General features: G+C 70.2%; 26 protein-coding genes and 1 pseudogene. 21 read left to right on the top strand and 6 right to left on the bottom strand.

Annotated features, from left to right (window positions below; translation table 11 throughout):
• The first annotated feature begins 232 nt into the window (after window positions 1-232).
• The 4 genes from AC3ZJJ_RS11200 to AC3ZJJ_RS11185 are packed head-to-tail and all read left to right on the top strand — an operon-like array spanning window position 233 to window position 4286.
• The gene (locus AC3ZJJ_RS11200; RefSeq protein ID WP_489891900.1) at window positions 233-1351 is read left to right on the top strand and encodes an ABC transporter ATP-binding protein; all 1119 of its coding nucleotides are present in this window, start codon (window positions 233-235) and stop codon (window positions 1349-1351) included.
• Complete coding sequence (locus tag AC3ZJJ_RS11195) at window positions 1348-2532, top strand: ABC transporter substrate-binding protein (RefSeq protein ID WP_489891899.1); 1185 nt, start codon at window positions 1348-1350, stop codon at window positions 2530-2532. Before AC3ZJJ_RS11200 ends, AC3ZJJ_RS11195 begins: the two co-directional genes overlap by 4 nt.
• Window positions 2511-3425, top strand: coding sequence for an ABC transporter permease (locus tag AC3ZJJ_RS11190; protein ID WP_489891898.1), 915 nt, complete (start codon window positions 2511-2513; stop codon window positions 3423-3425). Before AC3ZJJ_RS11195 ends, AC3ZJJ_RS11190 begins: the two co-directional genes overlap by 22 nt.
• A 9-nt stretch (window positions 3426-3434) precedes the next feature.
• Window positions 3435-4286, top strand: coding sequence for an ABC transporter permease (locus tag AC3ZJJ_RS11185; protein WP_489891897.1), 852 nt, complete (start codon window positions 3435-3437; stop codon window positions 4284-4286).
• Window positions 4287-4473: 187 nt separating this feature from the next.
• Here AC3ZJJ_RS11185 and AC3ZJJ_RS11180 read toward each other — a convergent pair whose 3' ends face one another.
• Complete coding sequence (locus AC3ZJJ_RS11180; RefSeq protein WP_489891896.1) at window positions 4474-5121, bottom strand: 4a-hydroxytetrahydrobiopterin dehydratase; 648 nt, start codon at window positions 5119-5121, stop codon at window positions 4474-4476.
• A 184-nt stretch (window positions 5122-5305) separates the two neighbouring features.
• Here AC3ZJJ_RS11180 and AC3ZJJ_RS11175 point away from each other — a divergent pair, with 184 nt between their 5' ends.
• From AC3ZJJ_RS11175 to AC3ZJJ_RS11165, 3 genes are all read left to right on the top strand, one after another.
• The gene (locus AC3ZJJ_RS11175) at window positions 5306-5656 is read left to right on the top strand and encodes an ArsR/SmtB family transcription factor (RefSeq protein ID WP_489891895.1); all 351 of its coding nucleotides are present in this window, start codon (window positions 5306-5308) and stop codon (window positions 5654-5656) included.
• Window positions 5653-6150, top strand: a complete 498-nt coding sequence (locus AC3ZJJ_RS11170) for an SRPBCC family protein (RefSeq protein ID WP_489891894.1) — start codon at window positions 5653-5655, stop codon at window positions 6148-6150. The genes AC3ZJJ_RS11175 and AC3ZJJ_RS11170 overlap by 4 nt, the downstream gene beginning before the upstream one ends.
• 126 nt (window positions 6151-6276) lie before the next feature.
• Window positions 6277-7674 (top strand): CoA transferase, encoded by a 1398-nt coding sequence (locus AC3ZJJ_RS11165; RefSeq protein ID WP_489891893.1) that lies wholly within the window; start codon window positions 6277-6279, stop codon window positions 7672-7674.
• Window positions 7675-7758: 84 nt separating this feature from the next.
• On the opposite strand, the gene AC3ZJJ_RS11160 is transcribed toward AC3ZJJ_RS11165, so the two are convergent.
• Window positions 7759-8493 carry a PspA/IM30 family protein gene (locus AC3ZJJ_RS11160; protein WP_489891892.1) on the bottom strand — a complete coding sequence of 245 codons (735 nt, stop codon included), beginning with the start codon at window positions 8491-8493 and terminating at the stop codon, window positions 7759-7761.
• Window positions 8494-8651: 158 nt separating this feature from the next.
• Between AC3ZJJ_RS11160 and AC3ZJJ_RS11155 the strand changes: the two genes are divergently transcribed.
• The gene (locus AC3ZJJ_RS11155; protein WP_489891891.1) at window positions 8652-9041 is read left to right on the top strand and encodes a VOC family protein; all 390 of its coding nucleotides are present in this window, start codon (window positions 8652-8654) and stop codon (window positions 9039-9041) included.
• A gap of 76 nt (window positions 9042-9117) precedes the next feature.
• Window positions 9118-9843, top strand: a pseudogene (locus tag AC3ZJJ_RS11150) (YwaF family protein).
• A gap of 7 nt (window positions 9844-9850) precedes the next feature.
• Here the strand turns inward: AC3ZJJ_RS11150 and AC3ZJJ_RS11145 are convergent.
• The gene (locus AC3ZJJ_RS11145; protein WP_489891890.1) at window positions 9851-10009 is read right to left on the bottom strand and encodes a hypothetical protein; all 159 of its coding nucleotides are present in this window, start codon (window positions 10007-10009) and stop codon (window positions 9851-9853) included.
• A 191-nt stretch (window positions 10010-10200) separates the two neighbouring features.
• Here AC3ZJJ_RS11145 and AC3ZJJ_RS11140 point away from each other — a divergent pair, with 191 nt between their 5' ends.
• The 3 genes from AC3ZJJ_RS11140 to AC3ZJJ_RS11130 are packed head-to-tail and all read left to right on the top strand — an operon-like array spanning window position 10201 to window position 13290.
• Entirely contained in the window at window positions 10201-11421 is a 1221-nt protein-coding gene (locus AC3ZJJ_RS11140) for a LolA family protein (RefSeq protein WP_489891889.1), read from the top strand.
• Window positions 11418-12410 carry an ABC transporter ATP-binding protein gene (locus tag AC3ZJJ_RS11135; RefSeq protein ID WP_489891888.1) on the top strand — a complete coding sequence of 331 codons (993 nt, stop codon included), beginning with the start codon at window positions 11418-11420 and terminating at the stop codon, window positions 12408-12410. Before AC3ZJJ_RS11140 ends, AC3ZJJ_RS11135 begins: the two co-directional genes overlap by 4 nt.
• A 16-nt stretch (window positions 12411-12426) precedes the next feature.
• Complete coding sequence (locus AC3ZJJ_RS11130; RefSeq protein ID WP_489895805.1) at window positions 12427-13290, top strand: ABC transporter permease; 864 nt, start codon at window positions 12427-12429, stop codon at window positions 13288-13290.
• A gap of 22 nt (window positions 13291-13312) precedes the next feature.
• Here AC3ZJJ_RS11130 and AC3ZJJ_RS11125 read toward each other — a convergent pair whose 3' ends face one another.
• The 3 genes from AC3ZJJ_RS11125 to AC3ZJJ_RS11115 all read right to left on the bottom strand — a co-directional run bounded on the left by AC3ZJJ_RS11125 (window position 13313) and on the right by AC3ZJJ_RS11115 (window position 15956).
• A complete protein-coding gene (locus AC3ZJJ_RS11125) occupies window positions 13313-14203 on the bottom strand; it encodes a DUF1684 domain-containing protein (protein ID WP_489891887.1) in 891 nt (296 codons plus the stop codon).
• 273 nt (window positions 14204-14476) lie between these two features.
• The gene (locus tag AC3ZJJ_RS11120) at window positions 14477-15337 is read right to left on the bottom strand and encodes an SDR family oxidoreductase (RefSeq protein ID WP_489891886.1); all 861 of its coding nucleotides are present in this window, start codon (window positions 15335-15337) and stop codon (window positions 14477-14479) included.
• A 142-nt stretch (window positions 15338-15479) separates the two neighbouring features.
• Window positions 15480-15956: a DUF6650 family protein gene (locus AC3ZJJ_RS11115; protein WP_489891885.1), complete on the bottom strand. Its 477-nt coding sequence runs from the start codon at window positions 15954-15956 to the stop codon at window positions 15480-15482.
• Between the two features lie 135 nt (window positions 15957-16091).
• Here AC3ZJJ_RS11115 and AC3ZJJ_RS11110 point away from each other — a divergent pair, with 135 nt between their 5' ends.
• The 9 genes from AC3ZJJ_RS11110 (at window position 16092) to deoC (ending at window position 25483) form a co-directional block, all read left to right on the top strand.
• Window positions 16092-17018, top strand: a complete 927-nt coding sequence (locus AC3ZJJ_RS11110) for a hypothetical protein (RefSeq protein ID WP_489891884.1) — start codon at window positions 16092-16094, stop codon at window positions 17016-17018.
• Between the two features lie 124 nt (window positions 17019-17142).
• Window positions 17143-17841 (top strand): maleylpyruvate isomerase family mycothiol-dependent enzyme, encoded by a 699-nt coding sequence (locus AC3ZJJ_RS11105; RefSeq protein WP_489891883.1) that lies wholly within the window; start codon window positions 17143-17145, stop codon window positions 17839-17841.
• Window positions 17842-17869: 28 nt separating this feature from the next.
• Entirely contained in the window at window positions 17870-18565 is a 696-nt protein-coding gene (locus tag AC3ZJJ_RS11100; protein ID WP_489891882.1) for a BRCT domain-containing protein, read from the top strand.
• 299 nt (window positions 18566-18864) lie between these two features.
• The gene (locus AC3ZJJ_RS11095) at window positions 18865-19866 is read left to right on the top strand and encodes a LacI family DNA-binding transcriptional regulator (RefSeq protein WP_489891881.1); all 1002 of its coding nucleotides are present in this window, start codon (window positions 18865-18867) and stop codon (window positions 19864-19866) included.
• A gap of 60 nt (window positions 19867-19926) precedes the next feature.
• Entirely contained in the window at window positions 19927-20877 is a 951-nt protein-coding gene (locus AC3ZJJ_RS11090; protein WP_489891880.1) for a ribokinase, read from the top strand.
• 62 nt (window positions 20878-20939) lie between these two features.
• Window positions 20940-21344: a D-ribose pyranase gene (rbsD, locus tag AC3ZJJ_RS11085; RefSeq protein WP_489891879.1), complete on the top strand. Its 405-nt coding sequence runs from the start codon at window positions 20940-20942 to the stop codon at window positions 21342-21344.
• A 1-nt stretch (window position 21345) separates the two neighbouring features.
• The gene (locus AC3ZJJ_RS11080; RefSeq protein WP_489891878.1) at window positions 21346-22839 is read left to right on the top strand and encodes a sugar ABC transporter ATP-binding protein; all 1494 of its coding nucleotides are present in this window, start codon (window positions 21346-21348) and stop codon (window positions 22837-22839) included.
• Entirely contained in the window at window positions 22836-24785 is a 1950-nt protein-coding gene (locus AC3ZJJ_RS11075) for a substrate-binding domain-containing protein (RefSeq protein ID WP_489891877.1), read from the top strand. The genes AC3ZJJ_RS11080 and AC3ZJJ_RS11075 overlap by 4 nt, the downstream gene beginning before the upstream one ends.
• A 23-nt stretch (window positions 24786-24808) precedes the next feature.
• Window positions 24809-25483 (top strand): deoxyribose-phosphate aldolase, encoded by a 675-nt coding sequence (gene deoC / locus AC3ZJJ_RS11070; RefSeq protein WP_489891876.1) that lies wholly within the window; start codon window positions 24809-24811, stop codon window positions 25481-25483.
• The last annotated feature ends 103 nt before the right edge of the window (window positions 25484-25586 follow it).

Genomic DNA, 25586 nt, shown 5'->3' with positions numbered 1-25586 from the left:
GGAGGAGCGGGGGGAGCGGGGGGAAAGCGGGGGCGCCAAGGGGGAGTAATAGCGAGGGATTAGTCCACTTCCGAACACTCTCGCAAGTCCAGCACCACCGCTCCCTCCACCGGCTAGGCAGGCGCCGCCGCGGGGAATACCGTTTAGCCACGCCGTCCGGAGGCGCCGCGCCCGGACGGCGCGGCGGGCGCCCCCAAGGGGCCGGCCACGTCCGCGGCACGGGGAGGAACGCATGACGGCACCGGCCGTGACGGGCAGCGAACGCGGGACGTCGGAGGTTCCCGCGATCCGGTTGCGCGGCCTGACCAAGGCGTTCGGGGAGACGGTCGCCGTCGACGGCCTCGACCTGGACATCCGCAAGGGAGAGTTCTTCTCCATGCTCGGCCCCTCCGGCTCGGGCAAGACCACGGTGCTGCGCCTGATCGCCGGCTTCGAACTGCCTACCGGCGGAACGATCGAGCTCGAGGGCAAGGACGTCTCCGGCACCGCCCCCTTCGAGCGCGATGTCAACACCGTGTTCCAGGACTACGCGCTCTTCCCGCACATGTCTCTGCTGGAGAACGTGGCGTACGGACTCCGCGTGCGCGGCATGGGAAAGGCCGAGCGCCGCGAGCGGGCCGCCAGAGCCCTGGGCCGCGTCCAGATGGCCAGGTTCCTCGGCCGCAGACCCTCGGAGCTCTCCGGCGGGCAGCGCCAGCGGGTCGCCCTGGCGCGGGCGCTCGTGGTGGAACCCAAGGTCCTGCTGCTGGACGAGCCGCTCGGCGCGCTGGACCTGAAGCTGCGCCAGCGGATGCAGATCGAACTCAAGGACCTCCAGCGCTCGCTCGGCATCACCTTCATCTTCGTCACCCACGACCAGGAGGAGGCCCTGACCATGAGCGACCGGATCGGGGTCTTCAACAACGGCCGCGTCGAGCAGATCGGCACGGCCCACGAGATCTACGAGCGCCCCACCGGCAGCTTCGTGGCCAACTTCGTCGGCACCTCCAACGTCTTCGGCGCCCCGGCCGGCAACGCCATCTACGGCCGCGACGAGTCCTTCGCGATCCGGCCAGAGAAGATGCGCGTCCTGTGGGACGCCGGCGCCTCCGTCGAGGGCGGGGAAGGACCCGAGGCCGGACGCACATCGATGCCCGGGACCGTCTCCTCGATCGTCTATGTCGGCCACGCCACCCAGGTCCACGTCGCGCTCGAGGCGGGCATCGACGTCGTCGTCCTCGCCTCCGAGAGTCCGCCCGGAAGCGAGGACGAGCTGCAGGGCCGCCGCGTCGCCGTCGGCTGGGCGGACGACGACGCCGTCTGGCTCCCGGACGCAACGCCGGCACCATCCAACGAAAGAAGGCAATCATGAAGGCAACGCACCGCACATCGCGCGCGCTGGGCGTGCTGGCCGTGGCGGGGCTCGCGCTCGCGGCGTGCGGCACCACGCCAGGCGGCGGGGACGCGCCCGGCGCCACGGAGAAGACGGAGATCGGCGCGGGCGAGGGCAAGCTCTCCATCCTCGCGTGGCCCGGCTACGTCGAGGACGGCAGCAACGATCCCGCCGTCGACTGGGTCACGCCGTTCGAGGAGCAGACCGGCTGCCGCGTCGACTTCAAGCCCTTCGGCACGTCCGACGAGGCCGTCACCCTGATGCGCACCGGCCAGTACGACGTCGTCTCCGCGTCCGGCGACGCGTCGCTGCGGCTCATCGCCGGCGGGGACGTCGAGCCCGTGAACACCTCGCTGCTGGAGAACTACGCCGACGTCTACCCGTTCCTGAAGGACCGGGCCTGGAACACCGTCGACGGCAAGAACTACGGAATGCCGCACGGCTGGGGCGCCAACCTCCTGATGTACCGGACGGACAAGGTGGACCCGGCGCCGACGTCGTGGTCCGCGGTGTTCGACGACGCCGCGAAGTATTCGGGGAAGGTCACCGCCTACGATTCGCCGATCTACATCGCGGACGCGGCCCTGTATCTGATGAAGCACCAGCCGGACCTGGGCATCACCAACCCGTACGCGCTGGACGAGACGCAACTGGACGCCGCCGTCGACCTGCTGAAGAAGCAGCGCGAGCACGTGGGGGAGTACTGGTCCGACGTCGTCAAGGAGGTCCAGTCCTTCGCCTCCGGCGGGACGCTGGTGGGCACCACGTGGCAGGTCGGGGCGAACATCGCCCAGGCGGACGGCACCAAGGTGGAGACCCTGCTGCCGGAGGAGGGCGCCACGGGGTGGTCCGACACCTGGATGGTGGGCTCCGAGTCGCCGAACAAGAACTGCGCGTACCTGTGGCTGGACTACATCGCGAGCCCGGAGGCCAACGCGGCGGTCGCCGAGTACTTCGGCGAATCCCCGGCCAATCCGAAGGCCTGCGACCTGACCGCGGACAAGGGCCACTGCGAGACGTTCCACTCGGGCGACGAGGCCTACGCGGAGCAGATCTGGTACTGGACGACGCCGGTGGAGCAGTGCGTGGACGGCCGGACCGACGTGAAGTGCACCGACTACTCGGCCTGGACCAAGGCGTGGACCGAGATCAAGGGGTGACGCCGGCGCGTCGGCCCGTCCCGCCGCTCGAACACCGCAGGGTCTCCGGGCTGCTGCACCGCGCGCCCCTGCTGCGGCTCGCCGGACTGCTGACCGCGCCGGCCGGGTGGTTGGTGCTGGTCTACATCGCCGCGCTTGCCGCCCTCCTGGTGACGGCGTTCTGGACGGTGGACACCTTCACGGGGAAGGTGTCCACCGAGTGGACGGCCGAGAACATCCTGGCCGTCGCGACGGACCCGGTGTACCAGACCATCACGCTGCGCACGCTGTGGATCGCGGTCGCTGTCACGCTGATCGACATGGTCATCGCCGTGCCGATGGCGTTTTTCATCGCCAAGGTGGCGACGGCCAGGTGGCAGAAGCTGCTGGTGGTCGCGGTGCTGATGCCGCTGTGGGCCAGCTACCTGGTGAAGGCGTACGCGTGGCGGAACGTCTTGGCGGAGGGCGGGCCGCTCGAATGGCTGGGGGCGCCGGTGGGCCTGCAGAGCCCCGGCTACTCGGAGACAGCGGTCATCATCACGCTGGCCTACATCTGGCTGCCGTACATGATCCTGCCGATCCACGCGGGCTTCGACCGCGTGCCGGACTCCCTTCTGGAGGCGTCCAGCGACCTGGGCGCCAAGCCGTGGACGACCATGCGGCTGGTGATGCTGCCGATCCTGGTCCCGTCCATCATCGCCGGCACCATCTTCACGTTCTCGCTGTCCCTCGGCGACTACATCACGGCGCAGATCGTCGGCGGCGCCACGCAAATGCTCGGGACGGTGGTCTACGCCAACGTCGGCGCGGCCAACAACCTGCCGTTCGCGGCCGCCGTGTCCCTGATCCCGATCGTGATCATCACGATCTACCTCTTTGTGGTCCGCCGCACCGGCGCCCTGAACAACCTCTAGGAGCCAGTGGTGAGACTTTCGCGCGGAGCCAAGGCCGTCCTCGGGGTGATCACCGGGCTGGTGCTGTTCTTTATCTACGCCCCGCTGCTCCTGGTGGTGGTGAACTCCTTCAACGCTGACCGCACGTTCGGCTGGCCGCCGCGGGGGCTCACGCTCGAGTGGTGGGCGCGGGCGTTCGACTCCACCGGCGTGCGGGAGGCCCTGGCGACGTCGCTGTGGGTCGCCGCGGTCTCCACGGTGGTCTCGCTGGTGCTCGGGACCCTGCTGGCGATGGCCCTGCAGCGCTACCGGTTCTTCGGGCGGGACGTGATCAGCCTGTTGGTGGTTCTTCCGATCGCGCTGCCCGGCATCGTCACCGGCATCGCGCTGAACAACATGTTCACCACGGTCCTTGGGGTGTCGCTGAGCATTTGGACCGTGATCATCGCCCACGCGACGTTCTGTATGGTCACGGTGTTCAACAACGCGATCGCGCGGCTGCGGCGAATGGGTCCGGGGCTGGAGGAGGCGTCCGCGGACCTCGGCGCCGGGGTGTTCACGACGTTCCGCCTGGTGACCTTCCCGCAGCTTCGCTCGGCGCTGCTGGCCGGCGGGCTACTGGCGTTCGCGCTGAGTTTCGACGAAATCATCGTCACCACGTTCACGATCGGCGCGGGGGAGGCCACCCTGCCGATCTGGATCCTGCAGAACCTGTTCCGACCCAACCAGGCGCCGGTCGTCAACGTCGTGGCTGTGGTGCTGATCCTGGTGTCGATCCTGCCGATGTGGCTGGCGCAGAAGCTGTCCGCCGATTCGGTGGGCGTCGGGCCGTCCAGCGGCCGCGCGGCGGCGAAGGCTGCCCGCCCGGCCAGGAAGCCCTAGAGCATCCCCACGCCGTAGACCCCGCCCCATCCTCACGCCCCAACCGCCAACCCCGCCACTACCCCCGGAAGTGGACATTTCCACGCCTCGTTAGCCGAGGAAATGTCCACTTCCGGAGGTGGGTTGGGGGTGGGGGAGCGGGAGGGGAGGGGAGGGGAACGGAGCAGGCGGGAAGGGAGGGGCGGGCCTAGCGCTCCAGGAAGGTGCAGACGCAGGCGCGGTTTCCTTCCGGGTCGGCGAGGACCGTGAACGACGGCTCCTCGGACAGGTCCACCACTCGCCCGCCCGCGGCGACCGCCGCCGCGATGCGGTGCTCCGCGACGTCGTGCGGCACCCACAGGTCAATGTGAAAGCGCTGGCGCGGCGCCTCGTGCTCGTCGGTGTGCTGAAACCACAGGAGCGGCACACGGCCGTTCGGGTCGACGACGTCGTCGCCGTCGACCGATTCGGCGCTGCCGGTCAGCAGGGCCGCCCAGAAGGGTCCGACGGCGGCCACGTCCGCGGTGTCGAGCGCCAGTTCGATCTCGGCCAGGGCGTGCGGGTCCGCGGCGATGCCCTGCTCGCGCGCGATCTCGCTGATCTTCCGTGCAAGGTCCACGTCGCGCCGGGTGATGCCGGAGGCGGCGTGGCTGAGCAGCTTGATGTCCACCAGCGGGTAGGTGAGCGTCAGGTCCGGATGGTGGTTGGCCGCCTCGGCGGCCTCGCCCACGGCGTTGACGAACCGCAGGCCGGCCGCGAAATTCTTGGTCTTGAAGCGCGCGTGGAGTGCTTGCGCGAGGCGCCGCCAGTCGTCGAGGGCGGCATCGAGGATCTCCGTGGAGGTGAGCTTGTCCATGTGCCCACAGTATGGGCGGCGGGATTTTGGTGTCCAGAGTCGCAGGAGCCGGGTACGACGTCCGGGAGCCCGCCGACCGTCGGCCGGACGCGCCGGGGATCCCGGCCGCGCCCGCCGTCGTCCGCCGGAAAAAGATCCCCGGAACCCTTGCGCCCGCCCAGGTCCCGGCCTAACCTACAACCAAATGGTTGTACTTGAACTGAGCGAGACGGAGATCGACCGCATCTTCCAGGCACTGGCGGATGCGACCCGGCGCGACATCATCCGGCAGGCGATGTTGCGGGAGCAGTCGGTGTCGGCGTTGGCGCGGCACTACGAGATGAGCTTCGCCGCGGTGCAGAAGCACGTTGCGGTGCTCGAGCGCGCGGCGCTCGTCACCAAGGAGCGGCGGGGGAGGGAGCAGATTGTGCACGGCAATCCGGAGTCGCTGCGCCGGGCCGCGCACCTGCTCGGGGCCTATGAGGAAATCTGGCGCGGACGCGCCGACAGGATCGGAGACATCCTCTCCGAACAAGTGAAGGGACAGGGAGCATGACGGTTGTTAGCGCACGCAAGGACACGGAGAAGCTGACCCTCGAGTTCGTCGCAGAGTTCGACGCCAGCGAGGAGAGGGTGTGGCAGGTCTGGGAGGACCCGCGGCAGCTCGAGCGCTGGTGGGGTCCGCCCACCTACCCCGCCACGTTCGAACGCTACGAGTTTGTTCCCGGCGGGGACGTCCGCTACTTCATAACGGGGCCGGACGGCAGCACGCCGCGCGGCTGGTGGAAGATCACCGACGTCCAGGCGCCCACCCGACTGGAGTTCGACGACGGATTCGCCGGCGACGACGGCGAGCCCAGCGGCTTCCTCGGCGTGAGCCACTGCGTGGTGACCTTGGAGGGCACCGGCGGCGGCACCCGAATGACGCTCGTCTCCAGCTTCGAGAGCCTCGAACAACTGGAGGAGATGACCAAGATGGGCATGGAGGAGGGCATGCGGGACGCCATGGGCCAGATCGATGCCATCCTCGCCGAGCAGAACGTTCGGTAGCGGAACCTCCGCGGTTGGGGCGCGGGGCGCAGGGAGCCGGGACGCGTTCGATCGCGGCCCGGCTCCTGTTCGCTCTTCCGGCGGCGACCCTGTCGGCCGCGCGCCCGTTCTGGCAGGCTGGCACCCATGGCCGACACCTTCCCGGATCCGCAGAGTCCCCCCGACGAGGAACGCCTCCCCGACCTCGCTGCCGGTTTTGTGGGCCACGGCCTCCTGGCGCCGGGGACGCGGCTGAGGTGGGACGGCCCGCGGCGCTGGTGGGGCGGGCCCCTGGACGTCGAGGGCCTCGCGTTGGCGTCGGTGGCCGTCGCCGGGGCCGCCGTGGAGCAGCTCACCGGCGCCCGGCGGACGGTCGCCACCACATCTTCCAGGGTCAACGACGCGTTCAACTCCGTGTGGCACTTGAGGATCGACGGCAAGAAGCTCGAAGGCTTCGCGGCGCTGTCCCGGTTTTTTCCGACGGCGGACGGCTGGCTGCGGACACACGCCAACTACCCGCACCACGCGCGCCGGCTCGGACAAGCCCTGGGAGCCGACACCGTAGAGGGTGTGGCCGCGGAGTTGGCGGGACTGGCGTCCCTGGAAGCGGAGGAACGCATCTGCGCCGCGGGCGGGATCGCCGCCGCCGTCAGGACGCGGGAGGACTGGGCAGGGTCGCCGATGGCCGCTCCGACCGGCGCGGCAGACTGGGTGGGATTCGACCTGTCGGCCGTTCGCGGGCGCGACGGCGACGGCCGGCGCTGGTCGCCGGACCCGGGGGCCGGGAGGCCGCTGGCGGGACTCCGGGTCCTCGACTTCACCCGGGTCATCGCCGGGCCCACCGCGTCGAGGTCGCTCGCGGCGTGGGGCGCCGACGTCGTCCGCGTCGACCCGCCCGGCATGCCGGAGCTGTTGGACCAGCACGTGGACACCGGGTTCGGCAAGAGGTCGGCGCTCCTCGACCTCGCCGATCCCGACCACGCCGCGAAGGCCCACGCCCTGCTCGGCGGGGCGGACGTGGTCCTCCTCGGCTACCGCAACGCCAGCCTGGACCGCTTCGGATTGGCGCCCCTGCAGCTGCGGGAACGCTACCCCGACCTGGTGGTCGTGGCGCTGGACGCGTGGGGCCAGGAGGGGCCGTGGGCGGGCAGGCGGGGGTTCGACAGCATCGTCCAGGCGGCGGCGGGCGTCGCGGACAGGTACCGGCGCGACGACGGGACACCGGGCGCGCTGCCCGTTCAGGCCCTCGACTACGCAACCGGATACGGCATGGCGGCCGCGGCCGTCGCCCTCGTCGCGGCGCGTGCGCGGGAAGGCGTCACCGGGGCGGCCCGACTGTCGCTGGTCCGCGCGGCGGACCGCCTGTTCGAGGCGCCGCCGCCGGACGTCCCCGCGGAAGTTCCGGGCGAGCCGGCACTGGAGCGAACGGCCAGCGACTACGGCGAGCTCGTCTACGCCCGGCCTCCGTTCGACCTGGACGGGGCGCCGCTGACGTACCCCGGGCCGCCGGGGACATACGGATCCGACAGTCCCGTGTGGGCCTAGCAACTTGGGGACCCACTAGGTCTCGAACCCAGGCAAGGAGGCCCCGTCCGGGTCGCCGGGCGGGGCCTCCAGCACAACGGGCTGCTAGCCCTCGATCGCGGGGTTGCTCTGCGACTTGAGCGCGGCGAGCCGCGCCTCGACCTCGGAGACCTCGCCGAGGTCTTCGAGCGCCTCGAACTGCGAGTCGAGGGACGACGACGCCAGTTCGGCGGCGCCCAGCGCGCGGGCCTCCTCGCGGCGGATCTTCTCCTCGAAGCGGCCGACCTCGCTGGACGGGTCCATGATGTCGATCGACTTCACGGCGTCCATCATCTTGTTCTGCGCGTCCGCGTTGCGGGAGCGGGCCACCAGCTGGTCGCGCTGGGCGACGAGCTCGGTCCGCTTGCGCTTCATGCCCTCCAGGCCGGTCTTGAGCTTCTCCACAATCTGGGTCTGGGAGGCGATGGTGGCCTCCAGCGCCTTCGCCTCGCCCTCCTCGCGGATCTGGTTCTGGATGGCGACCTTGGCCAGGTTGTCGAACTTCGCGGCGTTGGCGGCGTCGCCCGCGGCGCGGAACTGGTCGGCCTTGCCGGACGCGGCGAGCGCCTTGCGGCCCCAGTCGGCGGCGTCCTGCAGGTCGGCCTTCTGGTCGGCCTCGATCATGCGCAGGTTGCCGATGGTCTGGGCGACGGACTGTTCGGCTTCGGCGATGTTGTTGGTGAAGTCCCGGACCATCTGGTCCAGCATCTTCTGCGGATCCTCAGCGGCGTCGATGGCGGAGTTAACGTTGGCCTTGCCGAGCTGGGCGATTCGACCGAAAATGGACAGCTTCTTGGACATGGTGCCTTCCTACGTTGTTCGGTGCCGCGGTGGCGGTGCTGATGTGTTCGTCAAGGACAAGTATCCGGCATGTGCGCCGCCGGCACTCCTCTGGTCATCGCTCCGTGACGGTGCCATCGTGGTGGCGACCGCTCCGGACCGAGTCGAGGAGAACCAACATGCTTGCCATAAGGAAGACGGTACCCAGCTTCAGCGTGAACGACACCTCCGCCGCGAAGGAGTTCTACGGCGGGGTCCTCGGCTTCGCCGTCCACGACGGGCCGATGGGCACGCTCGACGTCCGGGTGCCCGGTGGCTTCTCCGCCCTGATCTACCCCAAGGAGGACCACAGGCCGGCCGACTTCACGATCCTGAACCTCATGGTTGACGACGTCGAGGCGGCGGTCGACTCGCTGAACGAGCAGGGTGTCGCGACGGCGATCTACGGCGACGTCCCGGAGCTCAACACGGACGCGAAGGGTGTCGCCCACTACGAGGGGCACAACATGGCCTGGTTCCGGGACCCCGCGGGCAACGTCCTGTCCGTTATGGAAGTCACGGCCGTCTAGGCGCGTGCCGGCCACGGGGCCAGGCCGCCGGACCGCTGCCCCGGGAGCCGGCGCCGGACGACTACAGGACGGACGAATGACCGCGCCGAGCACCGAGCGGACCTTCATCCCCTTCGGTTTCTCCCACTGGATGATCCTGCTGCTGGTTGCCGCGGGCGCGGTGGTCCTGGTGCGGCTCGGCCGCGCTCTGCGGGGCACCGAGGCGGGGGACACGCTCACCCGCGGGTTCGCCGTCGTGCTACTGGTGTACGCGGGCACCATGCTGGTCATCGACCTGCTGCCGGGACGGTGGAACGTCGGCTCGTCGCTGCCGCTGCAGATTTCGGACCTGACCTGAATGACGGCGGCCTACGCGCTGTGGGCGCGCTCCCGCTGGGCCTTCGCGCTGACCTTCTATTGGGGACTGACCCTCAACACGCAGGCCATGATCACCCCGGCCGTGCGCCCGGGCTTTCCCGCGTTCGACTTCATCGACTTTTGGCTGCAGCACGCCCTCGTCCTGTGGGCGGCCGTCTACCTGACCTGGGGGTTGGGCCTCCGGCCGGACTGGGCCTCCCTCCGCACCGCGATCGTCTGCACGCTCGGCTGGGCGGTCGCCGTCTTCTGCCTCAACGTCGCGGCGGGCACCAACTACGGCTTCCTGAACGCCAAGCCGGACAACCCCTCGGCGCTGGATCTGATGGGCCCCTGGCCCCGGTACCTGGTGGTCGAACTGATCGTCGTCTTCGCCGCGTGGGCGTTGATCACGTGGCCCTGCACCCGTGGCCGCACGGCGCCCTCGTCCGGGCGGCAACGCGCGTAGCCGGCGCCTACCGGTCCGCGTCGTCCGGCCCCTCGTCCTCCTCGGGCTCGAAGGTGTTGGGCTCGTCCGTGCTGGTGGCCCCGACTCCCTCGTTGGAGTCCGGAATGGTGCTGCCCTCCACGGTGTCTTCGGTGTCGCGTCCCTGGTCGTCCTGTTTGCCCGCCACGGTGATCTCCCATTGCTCGATCCTCGAATACCTTTCGACGAACGATGCTACGCCCGGCCTCGATCGTCCAGTAGACCTTCGGCCGGATTCGCGCCCCCATCACGTCGCGGCATCGATTCGGCCCGAGCACTCGCCCGCACCAGCGCATCGGCGTACCGTGGAACCACCAAGCTTTTGACCGGGGAAGTGCCATGAAACCTGTTGTGAAGAAGTGGATGCCCGCCGCGGTGGTGCCCGCAACCATCGCCGCGCTGGCCTTGGGGGCGTCGATCTCCGCCAACGCGCAGGCGGACCTGGAGCCCAAGACCGCCGAGCAGGTCCTGGAGATGATCGCCGCCGCGGACGTCGAGTCCTTCTCCGGCCGGTTCCGTACGTCCACCAGCCTCGGCATCCCCGAACTGCCCGACGCCGGGTCGGCCTCCTCCTTCGGCCCGCCGCACGCGGGACCATCCGGCGGGGACGACGCCGGGACGGCAGCCGAGGACCAGGCGGAGGGCGGCGGCGCGGACCAGGACGGCGAGACGGCGGACTCCCGCCTCGGCGGCATGCTCAACCTGCTCTCCGGCTCCCACGAGGCCCGCGTGTTCGTCGACGGGGACGACAAGGCGCGCCTGCAGGTGCTCAACGAGATGGAGGAGCGCAACGTCATCCTCAACGGGACCAGCCTGTGGGTCTACGACTCGGAGGAGAACGCCGCCGTCCACGCCACGCTGCCGGCCGCGCCGTCGCAGGTTAAAGAGAGCTGGCGGGAGCAGGCTACCGCCGACGTTCCCACGCCGGAACAGCTCGCCGACCGCTTCCTCGAGCACGCGGACCCCACCACCGAGGTCACGGTCGAGGAGGGCTCCACCGTCGCCGGCCGCGACGTCTACAACCTGGTGCTCACGCCGAAGACGGACGAGACGCTGGTCGCGGACGTGACCATCGGCGTCGACGCCGAGACCGGCGTCCCGCTGGCCGTCACCGTCGCCGCCGTTGACCAGGAGGAGCCGGCGGTCTCCGTCGAGTTCACCGAGTTCACGCCCGAGGCGCCGGACGCCGGGCTCTTCGGCTTCGAGGCGCCCGCCGGCGCCACGGTCGAGGAGAAGGACCTCCCCAGCAAGGAGGAAATCCGCCGTCACCTCGAGGACCGCAAGGCCAAGATGGAGGACCACCAGGCGGAGTCCGGGGACCGTAAGGCGCCGAGGGGCGAGCTGGACGGCCGCGGTTGGGACGCCGTTGTGCAGGTTCCCGCCGACCAGGTGCCCGCGGAGCTGACGGAGTCCGCGATGTTGGACGAACTGTCGGAAGAGGTCGACGGCGGCCGGCTGCTCCACACCTCGCTGGTCAACGTGCTGATCACCGACGACGGCCGGGCGTTCGCCGGCTCGGTGCCCGTGTCGCGGCTGCAGGCCGTGGCCGACGCCGGGTGAGCGCGGAGGCCCCGGACGGGGACCTCGCCATCGAAACCACGCGGCTGAGCAAGCAGTTCGGCAGGCGCCACGCGGTCAACAATCTGGACCTGGCCGTGCCGCACGGCTCGGTCTTCGGTTTTCTGGGGCCCAACGGCTCCGGCAAGACCACCACCATCCGCATGCTGCTGGGCCTCGCCACACCCACCAGCGGCAGCATCCGGGTGCTCGGGCAGCCGATGCCGGACAACGCCATGGACGTCCTGCCGCGCGTCGGCGCGCTCGTGGAGGGGCCGGCGTTCTACCCGTTCCTCTCGGGACGCGCCAACCTGCTGCGCCTCGACGCCGCCGACCGCCGGGCCGACGCGGCCACCCGCGGGCGGCGCGTGGACCGGGCGCTGGAGACCGTGGGGCTGGGCAAGGCCGCGCGCCTGGCCGTCCACGCCTACTCGCTCGGCATGAAGCAGCGGCTCGGGATCGCCAACGCGCTGGCCTCCGACCACGAACTCCTGGTGCTGGACGAGCCCACCAACGGGCTGGACCCCCAGGGCACCCGCGAGGTCCGCCACCTCATCGCCTCCCTCGCCGGGCAGGGCACCACGGTCTTCGTCTCCAGCCACCTGCTCAGCGAGATCGAGCAGATGTGCACGCACGCGGCCGTGATGAGCGTCGGCAACCGCGTCGCCCAGGGCACGCTCGCCGAGCTGCGCGCCGGCGGCGTCGGCTACGTCAGCGTCACCACCCCGGACGACGGCGGGGCGCGCGCCGTGCTGGTCAGGCTGGGTTTGGAGCCGAGCCCGGACGGCCAGGTCGGCGGAGCGGTTGGCGGGGCGGCGGCGAACCACGGCGTCGTCCGCGCGCCCCTGGCCGAGGGCGGCCTGGCGCCGGAGACGATCGTTGCCGAGCTGGTCGCGGCGGGCGTTCCGGTGCGCGGGTTCGCGGTCGAGCGGCCCAGCCTCGAGGAGCGCTTCGTCGCACTGACGGGGGAGGGGTTCGATCTTGCCCAATAGGACACAGGCCGCGGTCATGCGCACCGGGGAGGCCAGGCCCCGTCCGGCGGAGCCCGGCAGGGGCCGGGCCGGCGGCGCGCTGCTGATTTCCGAGCTCGGGATGGTGTTCCGCCGCCGCCGCACGTGGGCCATGCTCCTGGCGCTCGGCGCGGTTCCCGTCCTGATCGCGCTCGCCGTGCGGCTCACGTCCGGGCCGCCGAGCGGCCGCGGGCCCGCGTTCCTGGACCGGGTCGCGGGCAACGGACTGTTCGTCGCGATCATCGGCATGTTCATGTGCATCCCGCTGTTCCTGCCGCTGACGGTGTCCGTGGTCGCGGGGGACACCATCGCCGGTGAGGCCGGGCACGGGACGCTGCGCTACCTGCTCATCGCGCCGGCATCGCGCGCCCGGCTGCTGCTCGTGAAGTACATCGGGGCAGCGGTCTTCTGCCTGGCGGCGACCCTGACCGTGGCCCTGTTCGGCATCGGCATCGGGCTGCTGCTGTTCCCGATCGGGCCGGTCACGCTCCTGTCCGGAGACACCGTGAGCATGGGCGAGTCGTTCCTGCGGATCGGGCTGATCGCCGTGCACGTGACGGTGTCGCTGCTGGGGCTGTCCGCCATCGGGCTGTTCATCTCCACGCTGACCGACGTGCCCGTGGGCGCGATGGCCGCGACGGCGGTGCTGTCCGTCGCGTCCCAGATCGTCGGCCAGCTGCCGCAGCTGGAGTGGCTCCACCCGTGGCTGTTCACCCACCACTGGTTCGGCTTCGCGAACATGCTCCGCGAGCCGATCCTGTGGTCCTCGCTCGGCGAAAACGCGCTGCTGCAGTCCGGCTACGTGCTGGTGTTCGGCGCGCTCGCCTTCGGGCGGTTCGCGACCAAGGACGTGCTGTCCTGACCGCGCACGCCGGCGCCCGGCCTCAGCGGCCGATGGCCTGGTCCCGGCCGCGGTCGAACGCGCGCTCGTAGGGGACCTTCTCGCCGGCCTCGACGGCGACCGTCAGGCGGTTCTCGCGCGGTGGTAGCGGGCAGGTCGCGAAGTCCGTGAACGCGCATGGCAGGTTCACGGCGCGGTTGAAGTCCAGGACGACGCCGCCGTCGGCGTCGGGCGCTGCGACGCCGAGCGACCGGTTGGCGGCGTAGGTGGTCCTGCCGGAGGTGGCGTCCGTGAAGAGCACGTTAAGCGCCCCCGGCCGGGGGCCGTTGAAGGCCGTCAAGGTGTGTTCCTCGCCGCCGACCTCGAACACGATCTCGCCCGGCGCCTCGTACACGTGCTGGATGCCCTCGACCGCGGCGCCGACCGTCGTCGGCCGGGGCGCGGGGAACGCGCGGTAGGTGCCACGGAGCCGCCACGCCGCGTCCGGCGCGTAGGCGGGGATCCCGGCGAACGTGCGCAGCAGCCAGTTCCCCGGGTTGCGCGGCCGGACCACGTACTTCCCGCCGCGCTTGGCGACCTCGACGACGGTGTCCCCGCTGACAAGGTCGATGCCGTCCCGTTCCGCGATGGCGCCGAAGCCGTGCACGCCCGTCAGCGGTTCGCCGTCCAGCAGCAGCTCCTCGCCGGGGGAGAGCTTGACGGCGACCAGGCCGTTTTCCGTCCACCACTGCCCGGGCGTCCCGCGGAAGGCGCGGGGCCGCGCGTCGAGCCAGTACAGCCCCACGACGGCCAGGAAACCGTGCGGCGCGGTGAGGGCCGCGACGCGTTCGGCGTGCCACCGCCTCCACTCGTCGGCGAAGGCGTCCGTATTGACGGCGGACTCAACGGCTTCGACGGTGGATCGCGCGTCGGAGGACACGGAGGTGGAGGACATGCGCTGCTCGTTTCTCCCGTGGCGGCGGGTGGGCGTGTGCCGGGTGAGGCCGGCCTGGGTGGCCTGTTCCGTCAGGCTAGCCGGAGCGCCAACGCGCGGGCCACACCCGTGCAACACGAGGTCACGGCCCTTTGCGCCGCGTCACGAGCCGCCGCGCGGACGGCATGCGTCGTCACACGGCGTCGCGGGCGGGTCCCCGCTTCAGGACGTCCGGGCACGGACGCACTTGTGGCCCGCCCCGCATTCCGGGACGGGCCACACCGTGAAGCGGTGCTAGTTGGACTCGGCGGCCCAGGCCTTGACGGCGTCGCCCAGCGGGGTGGTCGGGCGGCCGATCAGCGTGGAGAGGTCCGTGGACGTCGACAGCAGCAGGTCGGCGGCCGTGTTCGCGTCGAGCGCCACGAGGAAGCCGGCCGTTCCGTCGTCGAGCCCCGCGCCGGAGAGCGCGGCATGGTGCGCGGCGGGCTCGACGTCGGTGTAGGTGACGTCGCGGCCGAGGGCCTCGGCGAACGCGCCGGCCAGCCCGGCCAGCGTGAACGCCTCGTCGCCGGCGAGCTCGTAGGTCTTGCCCTCGTGGCCCCCGGTGGAGAGGACGACGGCGGCCGCCTCCGCGTAGTCGGCGCGGGTCGCGGCGGACACGCGCCCCGGTCCGGCGCTGCCCAGGACGGCGCCGGTGGCGGCGGCCTGGTCGAAGGCGGGGCGGTAGTTTTCGGTGTACCAGCCGTTGCGCAGGAGGGTGACGGGCAGGCCCGAAGCGGCCAGGATCTCCTCGGTGGCCTTGTGCTCCGGCGCCAGGATCAGCGGGGAGTCCGTCGCGTCCAGCACGCTCGTGTAGACGATCCGGGCGGCGCCGGCCCTCTTCGCCGCCTCGACGACGTTGCCGTGCTGGCGGGCGCGCTGGCCCACCTCGCTGCCGGAGACGAGCATCAGGGTGTCGCCGGTGTTGACGACGCCGTCGGCCGGGGCGTCGAAGTCGAAGGCGGCGGTGCGGACGCCGCGTTCCGCGAGGGCGGCGAGGCGATCGACCGAGCGTCCGGTCGCGGTGATCTCGGCGGGCTTGACGCCGCGCGCGAGCAGGGATTCGACGATGAGGTGGCCCAGGTGGCCCGTGGCTCCGGTGACGATGATCGACATGCTGGCTCCTTCGGTGGGACTCGCGTCCCGTTTGGTAGTTGAACATAGAACCAATCGGGGTGGGGGATTGTTCCCCTCGGCAGATCTATTTGTGGCGCCCCAGTTACGGATGGCAAGGAATCGAGTTCACTGTCCCCTCGGACTAGTGTCCGAGCGTTCCCGGCTCGCTATATCGAAGCCGCGTGTGAATGGCAGTGAGGCTCTCGCATTGCTCCGCCAGCACGGAGCGTAGCCTCATCAGATACGTCGTATAGTTGCCGCGATCCTGCTTGGAAGCCGTCAAATACCCGTTGCATGCCCTCGTCATGAGATCCAGTTGCGAATGGACTTTTGACTCCAAACGAACGTTGGCTCGCGATTGCTGAATCACATCCCTGAGATCGAGTATCGACTTGGAGCATGCCACGTAGTCAGCATCGTCATCAGAAACGAGGCGCGCTGAAGGATTCTGCACCATCCTGAGGGCACGCTTGCGCGAAACAGCATTGAGTAGAAGCTGCAATCCCGCTACTTCCTGCCGCCTCCGTTCAAGTCGAAACGTCGCGTAAGCGATCGCTACCGTAATCATGCCGCCAATGACGATGAGTAAAAGTTCCATGCCGAAAGTCTGTGCATCCATTCGAACACTATGGGTCCAACGGCCTGACAGGCAGACGCGGCTCGCCGATGCTCAATCGCACGATTTGAAGCCAGATGCATCAATTGCATCGGCTCGCGTCTGGCGCGGTCGCGCGGGTTCGGCCAGCATGGGGGAATGCAGATCACCGACTGGTTGCTCGATTCCGATCCGTCCCTCCGCTGGCAGGTCATGCGCGACCTTCTCGATGAACCGCCGGCCGCCGTCGAGGCGGAGCGGGCCCGCGTCGCCGCGGAGGGGCACGGCGGCAAACTGCTCTCCCTCCAGGACGAGCGCGGCTACTGGAACAACGACGAATACGGCGAGGACGGCGACCGCCGCAGCGTGATGTGGACGCTCGGCCTGCTGCGGGCGCTCGGCGCGGACCCGAAGGACCCCGCCGTCGCCGACGCCTCCGGCAAGGTGGCCGCGAACGTCACGTGGCACTACTGGGACGACCTGCCCTACTTCCACGGCGAGGTGGAGCCGTGCATCAACGGCGGGATCCTCGCCCAGGGCGCCTACTTCGGCCATGTCGGCGAGGGCAGCGCGCGCATCGTCTCCCGGCTCTTGGAGGAACAGCTGGACGACGGCGGGTGGAACTGCGAGGCGCCCGACTCGAAACGCTCCTCGTTCGACACGACCCTGTGCGTGGTCGAGGGGCTGCTCGAGTACGAGCGCGCGGTGCCCGAGGCTCCGGAAGAGGTGACGCGGGCACGACGGCGGGGCGAGGAGTACCTCCTCGAACGCTCGCTGTTCCTTCGGCTCTCGACGGGCGAGCTGGTGGAGGGCCGGTATATGAACTTCTCCTTCCCGTCCTATTGGTTCTACGACGTGCTGCGGGCACTGGACCACTTCCGCAACGCCGGGGATCCGTTCGATTGGCGCCTCCAGCCCGCCGTCGACGTCCTGCGGGCGCGGCGCGACGACGACGGCCGCTGGCTCGCCGGCGTGACGTGGCCGGGCGAGGTCTACTTCGACGTCGACGCGCCGGAGGGCGAGCCGAGCCGCTGGAACACGCTGCGCGCTCTGCGGGTGCTGCGCTGGGCCGGAGCCCAGGAATAGCCCTCGGCCGGCCTGCATCCTCCGTCCCGGTCCGGCTGAACGCGGAACGTCTAAGTCGGTACCGTCTCCATATGGATCGGCTTCCGGGGCCTTTCGTGGGCCGGCCGGTGGTTATGGTGGCAGCATGAACAACTCCGCCCGCCTGCACTCGGACCTGTCCCGCCTCCGCCGCGAGACCGACATGTTCCTGGCCACGATCGAGTCCCTGGCCGACGACGAAATGCCCGCTCCCTCCCTCTGCGAGGGGTGGAGCCGGGCGCACGTCATCGCCCACCTCGCCTCGAACGGCCGAACGCTGGTCAAGCTGATCGACTGGGCCACGTCCGGCCAAGAGGAGAAGCTCTACGCGTCGCCGCAGGCCCGCACGGAGGAGATCAACGCGTTCGCGGCCCTGCCCCGCAAGGAGCTCATCGAGGCCTTCCGGGAGTCCGCGGCGTACTTCGCCGAGCAGTCCATGCGGCTCACCGGGGAGCTCGCCGTCGAGGAGGTCGGCCTGTCCGGCAAGCGGCTCCCCTCCACGTCCATCGTGGCGCTGCGCATCGCCGAGGTCGTCGTCCACCACCAGGATCTGGACACCGCCTGGACCATTGGTGAGGCGGACCCGGACTCGGTGCTTGACGCGCTCGAGGCCGCCGTGCGCACCATGCGTGCGAAGGACTCCCCGGGCATGACCCTGGCCACGGAGGAGGGCGAGGAGTGGGTGGTCGGCGACGGCGCCCTGCGCGTCGCGTCCGACCGCGAGGGCCTCCTCGAATGGCTGGCCCGCGGGCAGGGCCGGCACGTCGAGGCCAACGGACCGCTGCCGGTCCTGCCATCCTGGTGAGGCCCGCGGCCCGATAGAATCGACCACCATGAGCGCACCAGAACTTCAGCCCGGCGACCAGATCGTTTTCACCTCCCTCGAGTTGAACGACAAGAACGACCTGGCGAAGGCCACCACGGAGGCCGGGTTCGTGGTGGGGCCCGGCGTCTCGAAGAAGACGGCGCTGCTCGTCGCGGGGGACCCCGACGTCGACTCCACCAAGGCGCGCAAGGCGCGGGACTACGGCATCGACGTCGTCTCCGAGAAGTTCTTCGTCGACACCTACCTCGGCGGCGAGATCACGCCGGACATCGACCTGGCCACGAGCGAGGCTCCGGCGGACGCCGGGGCGCTCGCGGGGACCGTCAAGCGAGACCTGCCCGCGCTCAAGACCGCCTGCAAGGTCCTCCGCGAGGGCACCAACTTCCACGCCTACTTCCAGAGCACCGACCACGGCCGCTACATCGTCCGCGGGCCGGCGTTCTTCTCCGCGCTCGGCGACGCATGGACCGTGGGGGGCATCGCCGTGGCGTCCGCCAGCGGTGTGCCGGACAAGGCCCTGCGCGGCCTCGCGCTGGCGCACGGCCCGGAGACGACGGCGGACGACGCCGACTTCACCGCCCTCGCTGTCGAGCAGCGCCCCTACGGGCAGTTCACCGTCTACGGTCCCGTGCGGGACAGCGTCGGCGGCCTGCGGGCCGTGGGCCCGTGGCTGGTGGCCCACGGGACGCCGGTCGACGCCTGACGGCGCCCCGCGCCGACGGCCACGGCCGCCCGAGGCGCTCGCCCATGCGGGATTGACGTGCCAATATCCCGTTGTTGTTCGGAGAGTTCCTCCCCCTCCAGTATCGGCGCGGCATAGTGCACGTCGGGTGAACAGGGTCCCCTAGCGACAAGGTCTCCTCCGGCGACCGGTTGACAGCACGTGTGACTTGCCTCATCCTTGATGACTGTAAACCTTTACAGTTTCGGCCGCCGGCTTCCGAGCCAGGGCGTCCCGAACCGCAAGGCCGTCAATGATGACAGGGAAAGCGAGGCGCGTCCGTGGCGAACATCCATGATGTGGCACGTGCCGCCGGCGTCTCGATCGCCACCGTCTCCCGCCATCTTGCCGGCCAGCGCGTGCGCTCCGCCGCCGCGGTCGACCGGGCGATCACCGAGCTGCACTTCCGCCCGAACACCTCCGCCCGCGGGCTGCGCCTGGGGCGCCACGACACCGTGGCGGCCATCGTCCCGGACATCTCCAACCCGTACTTCGCCGAGATCGTGCACGGGCTCGAGGAAACCCTGGCCTCCGCCGGCATGCGGGTGGTCGTGGCCAGCAGCAACGAGGACGCCGACACCGAGGTCCAGCTGCTGAACCGGCTCAGCGACGCCGTGGACGCCTTTGTGCTGGTGCCCGCCATCGAATCGGCCGCGACCAAGTTGGCCCTGGAGCGCATCGGACTTCCCACGGTTCTGGTCGACCGCGTCCTCCACGAGGAATCCGCGTTCGACGTGGTGGTGGTGGACAACGCGGCCGGCGCCCGGCTTGCCGCCGAGCACCTGGTCTCCCTGGGCCACACCCGGCTGGCCATCATCAGCGGCCCGCAGACCTCCCTGCCGGGCCGGATCCGCCACGAGGAGTTCATCGCCGCGGCGGCCGAGGCGGGCATCGACATCCCGGATCGCTTCCGCAAGATCGGCTGGTTCACCCAGGACTTCGGCTTCACCGCCACCCGGGAACTCCTCGCCGAATCTCCGCGCCCCACCGCGTTGTTCATCGGCAACAACCTGATGGCCCACGGCGCTCTCAAGGCCCTGAACGAGTCGGGCATCGACATGCCCGGCGAACTTTCGGTGCTCAGCTTCGACGACTTCGCCCTGGCCGAGCTGCTCAACCCGCCGCACTCGGTGATTTCCCGCCCCGCCGGCTTGGAGGGGCAGACCGCCGGCGAGCGGCTGCTGCACCGCTTCGCCGATCCCGGGGCCGCCGCCACCAAGAGCATCCTGCCGGTGGCATTGACGCTCCGCGCGTCCACCGGCGTACCGCCGCCGTCCGGCTAGGCGCGCACCGCACATCGAGACGAATTCCCCACCGCCAGAGGCAAAGGACCCAGCATCGCCATGATCATTTCCACCCCGCACCAGCACAAGGTCGTCGTCGTCGGCAGCATCACGTGCGACCTGACCACGTTCTCCACCCGCCTGCCCAAGCCGGGGGAGACCATCCTGGGCCACGACTTCTCCATGGTGCTGGGAGGCAAGGGCGCCAACCAGGCCATCGCCGCGTCCCGCGCGCAGAGCAACGTGCACATGATCGGCTGCGTGGGGGACGACCCCTTCAGGGACCTGGTGCTCGACTCGCTGAACGCCGAGAACATCGACACCTCCGCGGTGCTCAGCGTCGGCGGACCCACCGGGATCGCGCACATCCGCGTCGACGCCTCGGCGGAGAACGACATCGTGATGGTCCCGCTGGCCAACGCCAAGCTCGGCGTGGACCAGGTGCGCGACGCGCTCGGGCCGCTGGGCGGGCCCGGCGACGTGGCGCTCATCCAGCTCGAGATCCCGCACGCCTCGGCCGTCGCCGCCGCCAAGCTGGCCCACGCCTCCGGCATGACGGTGGTGCTGGATCCCGCACCGGCCCCCGCCGAGCCGCTCGACGACACGCTCTGGGCCTCCGTGGACATCGTGACCCCCAACGAGACCGAGGCCCGGCTGATCACCGGCATCGCCGTCACGGACATCGACTCCGCGGTCGAGGCCGGCCGCTGGTTCACCGCCCGCGGCGTCGGCCGGGCCATCGTGACTCTCGCCGCCGCCGGCACCGTGGTGGTGCAGGGCGGCGGGTCCTGGGAGCACTATCCGGCCTTCCCGGTCACCGCCGTCGACACCACCGCCGCCGGGGACGCGTTCGCCGGGGCGCTGGGCTCCGGCCTCGCCGCCGGCGAGAACTGGGAGGACGCGCTGACCACTGCCATGGCGGCTGGCGCCCTGGCCGTCACCGTTGCCGGGGCCAGCCCCAGCATCCCGACCCGCGGCGCCGTCGAGGCGTTCCTCGCCGCCCAGAACTAGCCGCAAACCGCACCAAAGCACCACCACACCACGCACCCCCACCAACGACAAGGACGTCCAGCGTGCGCAAAAACAACGGAACACTGAATCCGGCCCTGAGCCGGGTCATCTCCGAGACCGGACACACCGACGAGATCGTCGTCACCGACGCCGGGCTGCCCATCCCGGCCGGCGTCGAGCGCGTCGACTTTGCACTGAAGCCCGGGACCCCCGGGTTCCTGGAGGTGCTCGACGTGGTGCTCAACGAGCTCGAGGTCGAGGGAGTCATCGCCGCCGAGGAGCTGGCGACCCACAGCCCGGACATGTTCGCCGAACTGACCGCCCGGCTGGACGCGCTCGGCGTCGCGCTGCAGCTGGTCCCGCACGCCGCCTTCAAGGAACGCAGCAAGGGGGCCCGCGCGGCGGTGCGCTCCGGGGAGACCACGTCCTACGCCAACGTCATCCTGCAGGCAGGGGTGGTGTACTGACATGTCCGTAGACATCGTTGACATCCACAAGTCCTTCGGCGAGAACGAGGTGCTGCGCGGCATCAGCCTCTGCCTCGTGCCGGGCGAGATCATCTCCCTGGTCGGGGAAAACGGCGCTGGCAAGTCCACGCTGACCAGCATCATCTCCGGGGCGCACAAGCAGGACTCGGGCCGGATCCTCATCGACGGGACCGAGCACCGCTTCTCCGCCCCGCAGCAGGCCATGTCCGAGGGCATCCAGGTCATCTACCAGGAGATCAAGCAGAACCTCTTCCCGCACCTGGACGTCGCCACCAACCTCTTCGCCCGCGACCACGAGTCCAGCTTCGGCTCGTTCCTCGTGCGCAAGAACCGCATGCACGCCACCGCCGCCGAGGTCCTGGCGCGCGTGGGGCTGGACGTGGACACCCGGGCGCCGGTCTCCTCGCTGAGCATCGGCGAGCAGCAGATGGTGCAGATCGCCAAGACCATCCACAACAAGGTCCGCGTGCTGATCCTCGACGAGCCCACCGCCGCCCTGGACCAGCGCGAGTCGGAGCAGCTCTTCGAGCAGGTCAACAAGCTCAAGGCCGAGGGCGTGGCGATCATCTACATCAGCCACCGCCTGCCGGAGGTCTTCGCGCTCTCCGACCACATCGTGGTGCTGCGCGACGGGCAGGTCTCGCTGCGCGGCAAGCCCGCCGACCTGACCGAAAGGCAGGTGGTCGCGGCCATGGTCGGCGAACAGGTCGACGACTTCTACCCCAAGGAGGCCCACGGCACCGCCACCGAGCGGCTGGTGGTCACCGACCTTTCCCGCCCCGGGTCCTTCGAGGGCGTGGACTTCACCGTCCACGCAGGCGAGGTGCTGGGCATCGGCGGGGTCATGGGCAGCGGCAAGAGCGAAATCCTGCGCTCCCTCTTCGGCCTGGACCCGGCCACCGGAACCGTCACCATCGACGGCGCGGACGCCCGGGCCAAGAACCCGAAGGCGGCCATCGCCGCCTCCATCGCCTACCTGACCCCGGACCGCCAGGCCGAGGGCCTGGCGCTGTCCCAGTCCATCGCCCACAACCAGTCCCTGGCAACGCTGGGGGAGATCAGCCGGGCGGGAATCGTCGACCGCGCCAAGGAACGCGCCCGCAGCCAGGAGATCTCCCGGCGGCTGAACGTGAAGACCGCCAGCGTCAACGCGCCGGTCTCCTCGCTCTCGGGCGGCAACCAGCAGAAAGTGCTGCTGGCCCGCTGGCTATTGGGCAACCCCAAAGTCCTGCTGATGGACGAGCCGACCCGCGGAGTCGACGTCGGCGCCAAGTCGGAGATCTACCGGATCATCCAGAACGCCGCCGCCGAGGGCATGGCCGTGGTCATGGTCTCCTCCGACCTGCCCGAACTTGTCGAAATGTCGGACCGCGTGATCGTTATGCGCGCCGGCCGCCCCGTCGCCGAACTCGCCGGCGCCGGGCTCACCCAGCAATCCGTCCTTGAACACGCCTTGGAGAGCACCCCCTCATGAATCGATTTGCCGCAGTCGCGGACCAACTCCGTGCCGTCTGGATGCTTGCCATCGTGGCCACCGGGCTGATCATCGCGACCCCGCTGTTCCAACAGCCCACCAACCTGCTCAACATCCTGATCACCGCCGCGGTGGTCACCCTGCTGGCGATCGGCCAGACCTACGTCATCATCCTGGCCGAGATCGACCTCTCGGTCGGCGCGGTGCTCGGTTTCTCCGCCATGTCCTCCGCCATGGTCATGCGCGAGCACGGGCCGCTGGTCGGGCTCGCCGTGGGCCTCGCCGTCGGCGCCGGCGCCGGACTGGTCAACGGGCTGCTGGTCACCAAGACCCGCATGCCCTCCTTCATCGCCACGCTGGCGACCATGTCCATCTTCTCCGGACTGGCGCTTCAGCTCTCCCAGGGCAACCCCGTGGGCGTCGCCTCCAACGCGTTCCTGGCCATGGGCCAGGGCAAGATCCTAGGCATCGCCAACCCCATTTGGATCATGCTCGTCGTGGCGGTCGTCGCCGGCTACGTGCTGGCCCGGACCAGGTTCGGCCGCGAACTCTACGCCACGGGCGACAACGCCGAGGCCGCCCGGCTGTCCGGCATCTCCGTGGACCGGGTGAAGATCCTCGCGTTCATGATCTCCGGCCTGCTGGCCGCCATCGCCGGCTTTATCCTCACCGCCCGCCTGGGCACGGCGCAGCCCACCGCCGGCAACGGCCTGGAACTCGCCGCGATCGCCGCCGTGATCATCGGCGGCACCTCGCTGGCCGGCGGACGCGGCGCCATCGTGGGCACCTTCATCGGCGGCATCCTGCTGGCCACCATCGACAACGGACTGAACCTGCTCAACGTCTCGCCGTTCCTGCAGTCCGTGGTCAAGGGCCTCGTCATCCTGATCGCCGTCTACCTGGACCGCAACTCCGGCGCCCTGGCCCGGGTCTTCAAGTCCAGCCGCGCGGGCCGGACCGTCAACCGGCCCAACGGCAAGTACGTACTACCGGCCATCGCGGTGGTGGCCATCCTGGTCATCGCCACCGTCAGCATCCTGTCCCGCGGGGTCTCCACGGCCTCCGAGACCAAGAGCGCCACCCTGGTCATCTCCACGCTGAACAACCCCTTCTTCGTCTCGGTCGCCGACGGCGCCAAGTCCCAGGCCGCGGCCGGCGGCATGGAGCTGGACGTGCAAAACGCCAACAACGACGACACCGCGGCGCTGAACCAGGCCACCACGGCCCTGGTGAAGCAGCCCGACGTCCTGATCCTGGACCCGACCTCCAGCGAATCCGGCGGGTCGATCGTCGAGCAGGCCAACGCCGCCGAGGTCCCCGTGGTCGCGTTCGACCGCATGCCAGACAAGGGCCAGCTGCGCGCCTTCATCGGCTACGACGCCGTCGAGGCCGGCAGGAACGGCGCGAAGGCACTGTGCGAGGCCGTCGGGGGGACGGGCAACGTCGCCGAGGTCCAGGGCATCCTGGGCACCTCCGTGGCCCGCGACCGCTCCAAGGGCTTCCGCGAGGGCATGCAGGACTGCCCCGGGGTGAAGATCGTCGCCACGCAGACCGCCAACTTCGACCGCGGCAAGTCGCTGGACGTCACCAACAACATCCTGCAGGCCAACCCCAACCTGGACGGCATCTACGCCGCCAACGACGAGATGGCCCTCGGCTCGGTCGCCGCCGTGAAGTCCCGCAACCTGGTGGGCAAGGTGCAGATCGTCGGCAACGACGGCATCGCCGACGCGCTGACCGCGGTCAAGACCGGGCAGATGTACGCGACCAACGCCGAGTCCCCGTTCGCGCTGGGCCAGGAGGTGGTGCGGATCGCCTCGGAGGTCGCCGCGGGCAACGACGTCAACCCCGAGCAGGTGCTGCAGGGACGCGTCGTCGTGAAGGCCGACGTCCCGGAATTCTGCGACTACCTCATCGGCCTGGGCGACACCACCACATGCAAGTGACCGGCACTACGACAGGAAACACCATGAGCGAGAACACCGAAACCCGGCCCGAACTGGCCGGCATGATCGACCACACGCTGCTGACCGCCGACGCCACCCGCGCGGACGTGCTGGCCGCCGCGGCGGAGGCGGAGTCGCTCGGCGCGTACTCGCTGTGCGTCTCCCCGGCCATGCTTCCGGTGCCGGCGAAGCTGCCGGTGGTGGCCGTGTGCGGCTTCCCCTCCGGGAAGCACACGAGCGCCGTCAAGGCGGCGGAGGCCGCCGAGTCGGTCGCCCGGGGTGCCGCCGAGATCGACATGGTCATCAACCTGGGGCTGGCCAAGGCGGGCGACTTCGCCGGCGTCGAGGCGGAGATCGCCGCGGTGCGGGCGGCGGCGCCGGCCCCGGCGCTGCTGAAGGTCATCATCGAATCCGCCGCCCTGGACGACGCCGAAATCGTCGCCTGCTGCGAGGCCTCCGAGCGCGCCGGCGCGGACTTCGTCAAGACCTCCACCGGCTTCCACCCGGCCGGCGGGGCCTCCGTCCACGCGGTGGAGCTGATGGCGGCGACGGTCGGCGGCCGCCTGGGCGTCAAGGCCTCCGGCGGTATCCGCGACCGGGAGACCGCGCTGGCGATGATCGCCGCCGGCGCCACCCGGCTGGGTGTCTCCGGGACCCGGAACCTGCTGCAAGGCACCGCAGCCGCCACCGGGTACTGACGGCCAGCGGGCAAGCGAAGGGGGGGCGGTGCGCAGGCACCGCCCCCCTCGCTTGTCCGACGCCGGGCGCCGGGCGTCGCAGGGCGGCGACCGGTCCAGTCCG

This window comes from Arthrobacter sp. AOP29-A2-19 (genome assembly GCF_058138025.1).
The sequence above is the reverse complement of the archived record's forward strand: the minus strand, read 5'-3'. Positions and strand labels throughout refer to the sequence as shown.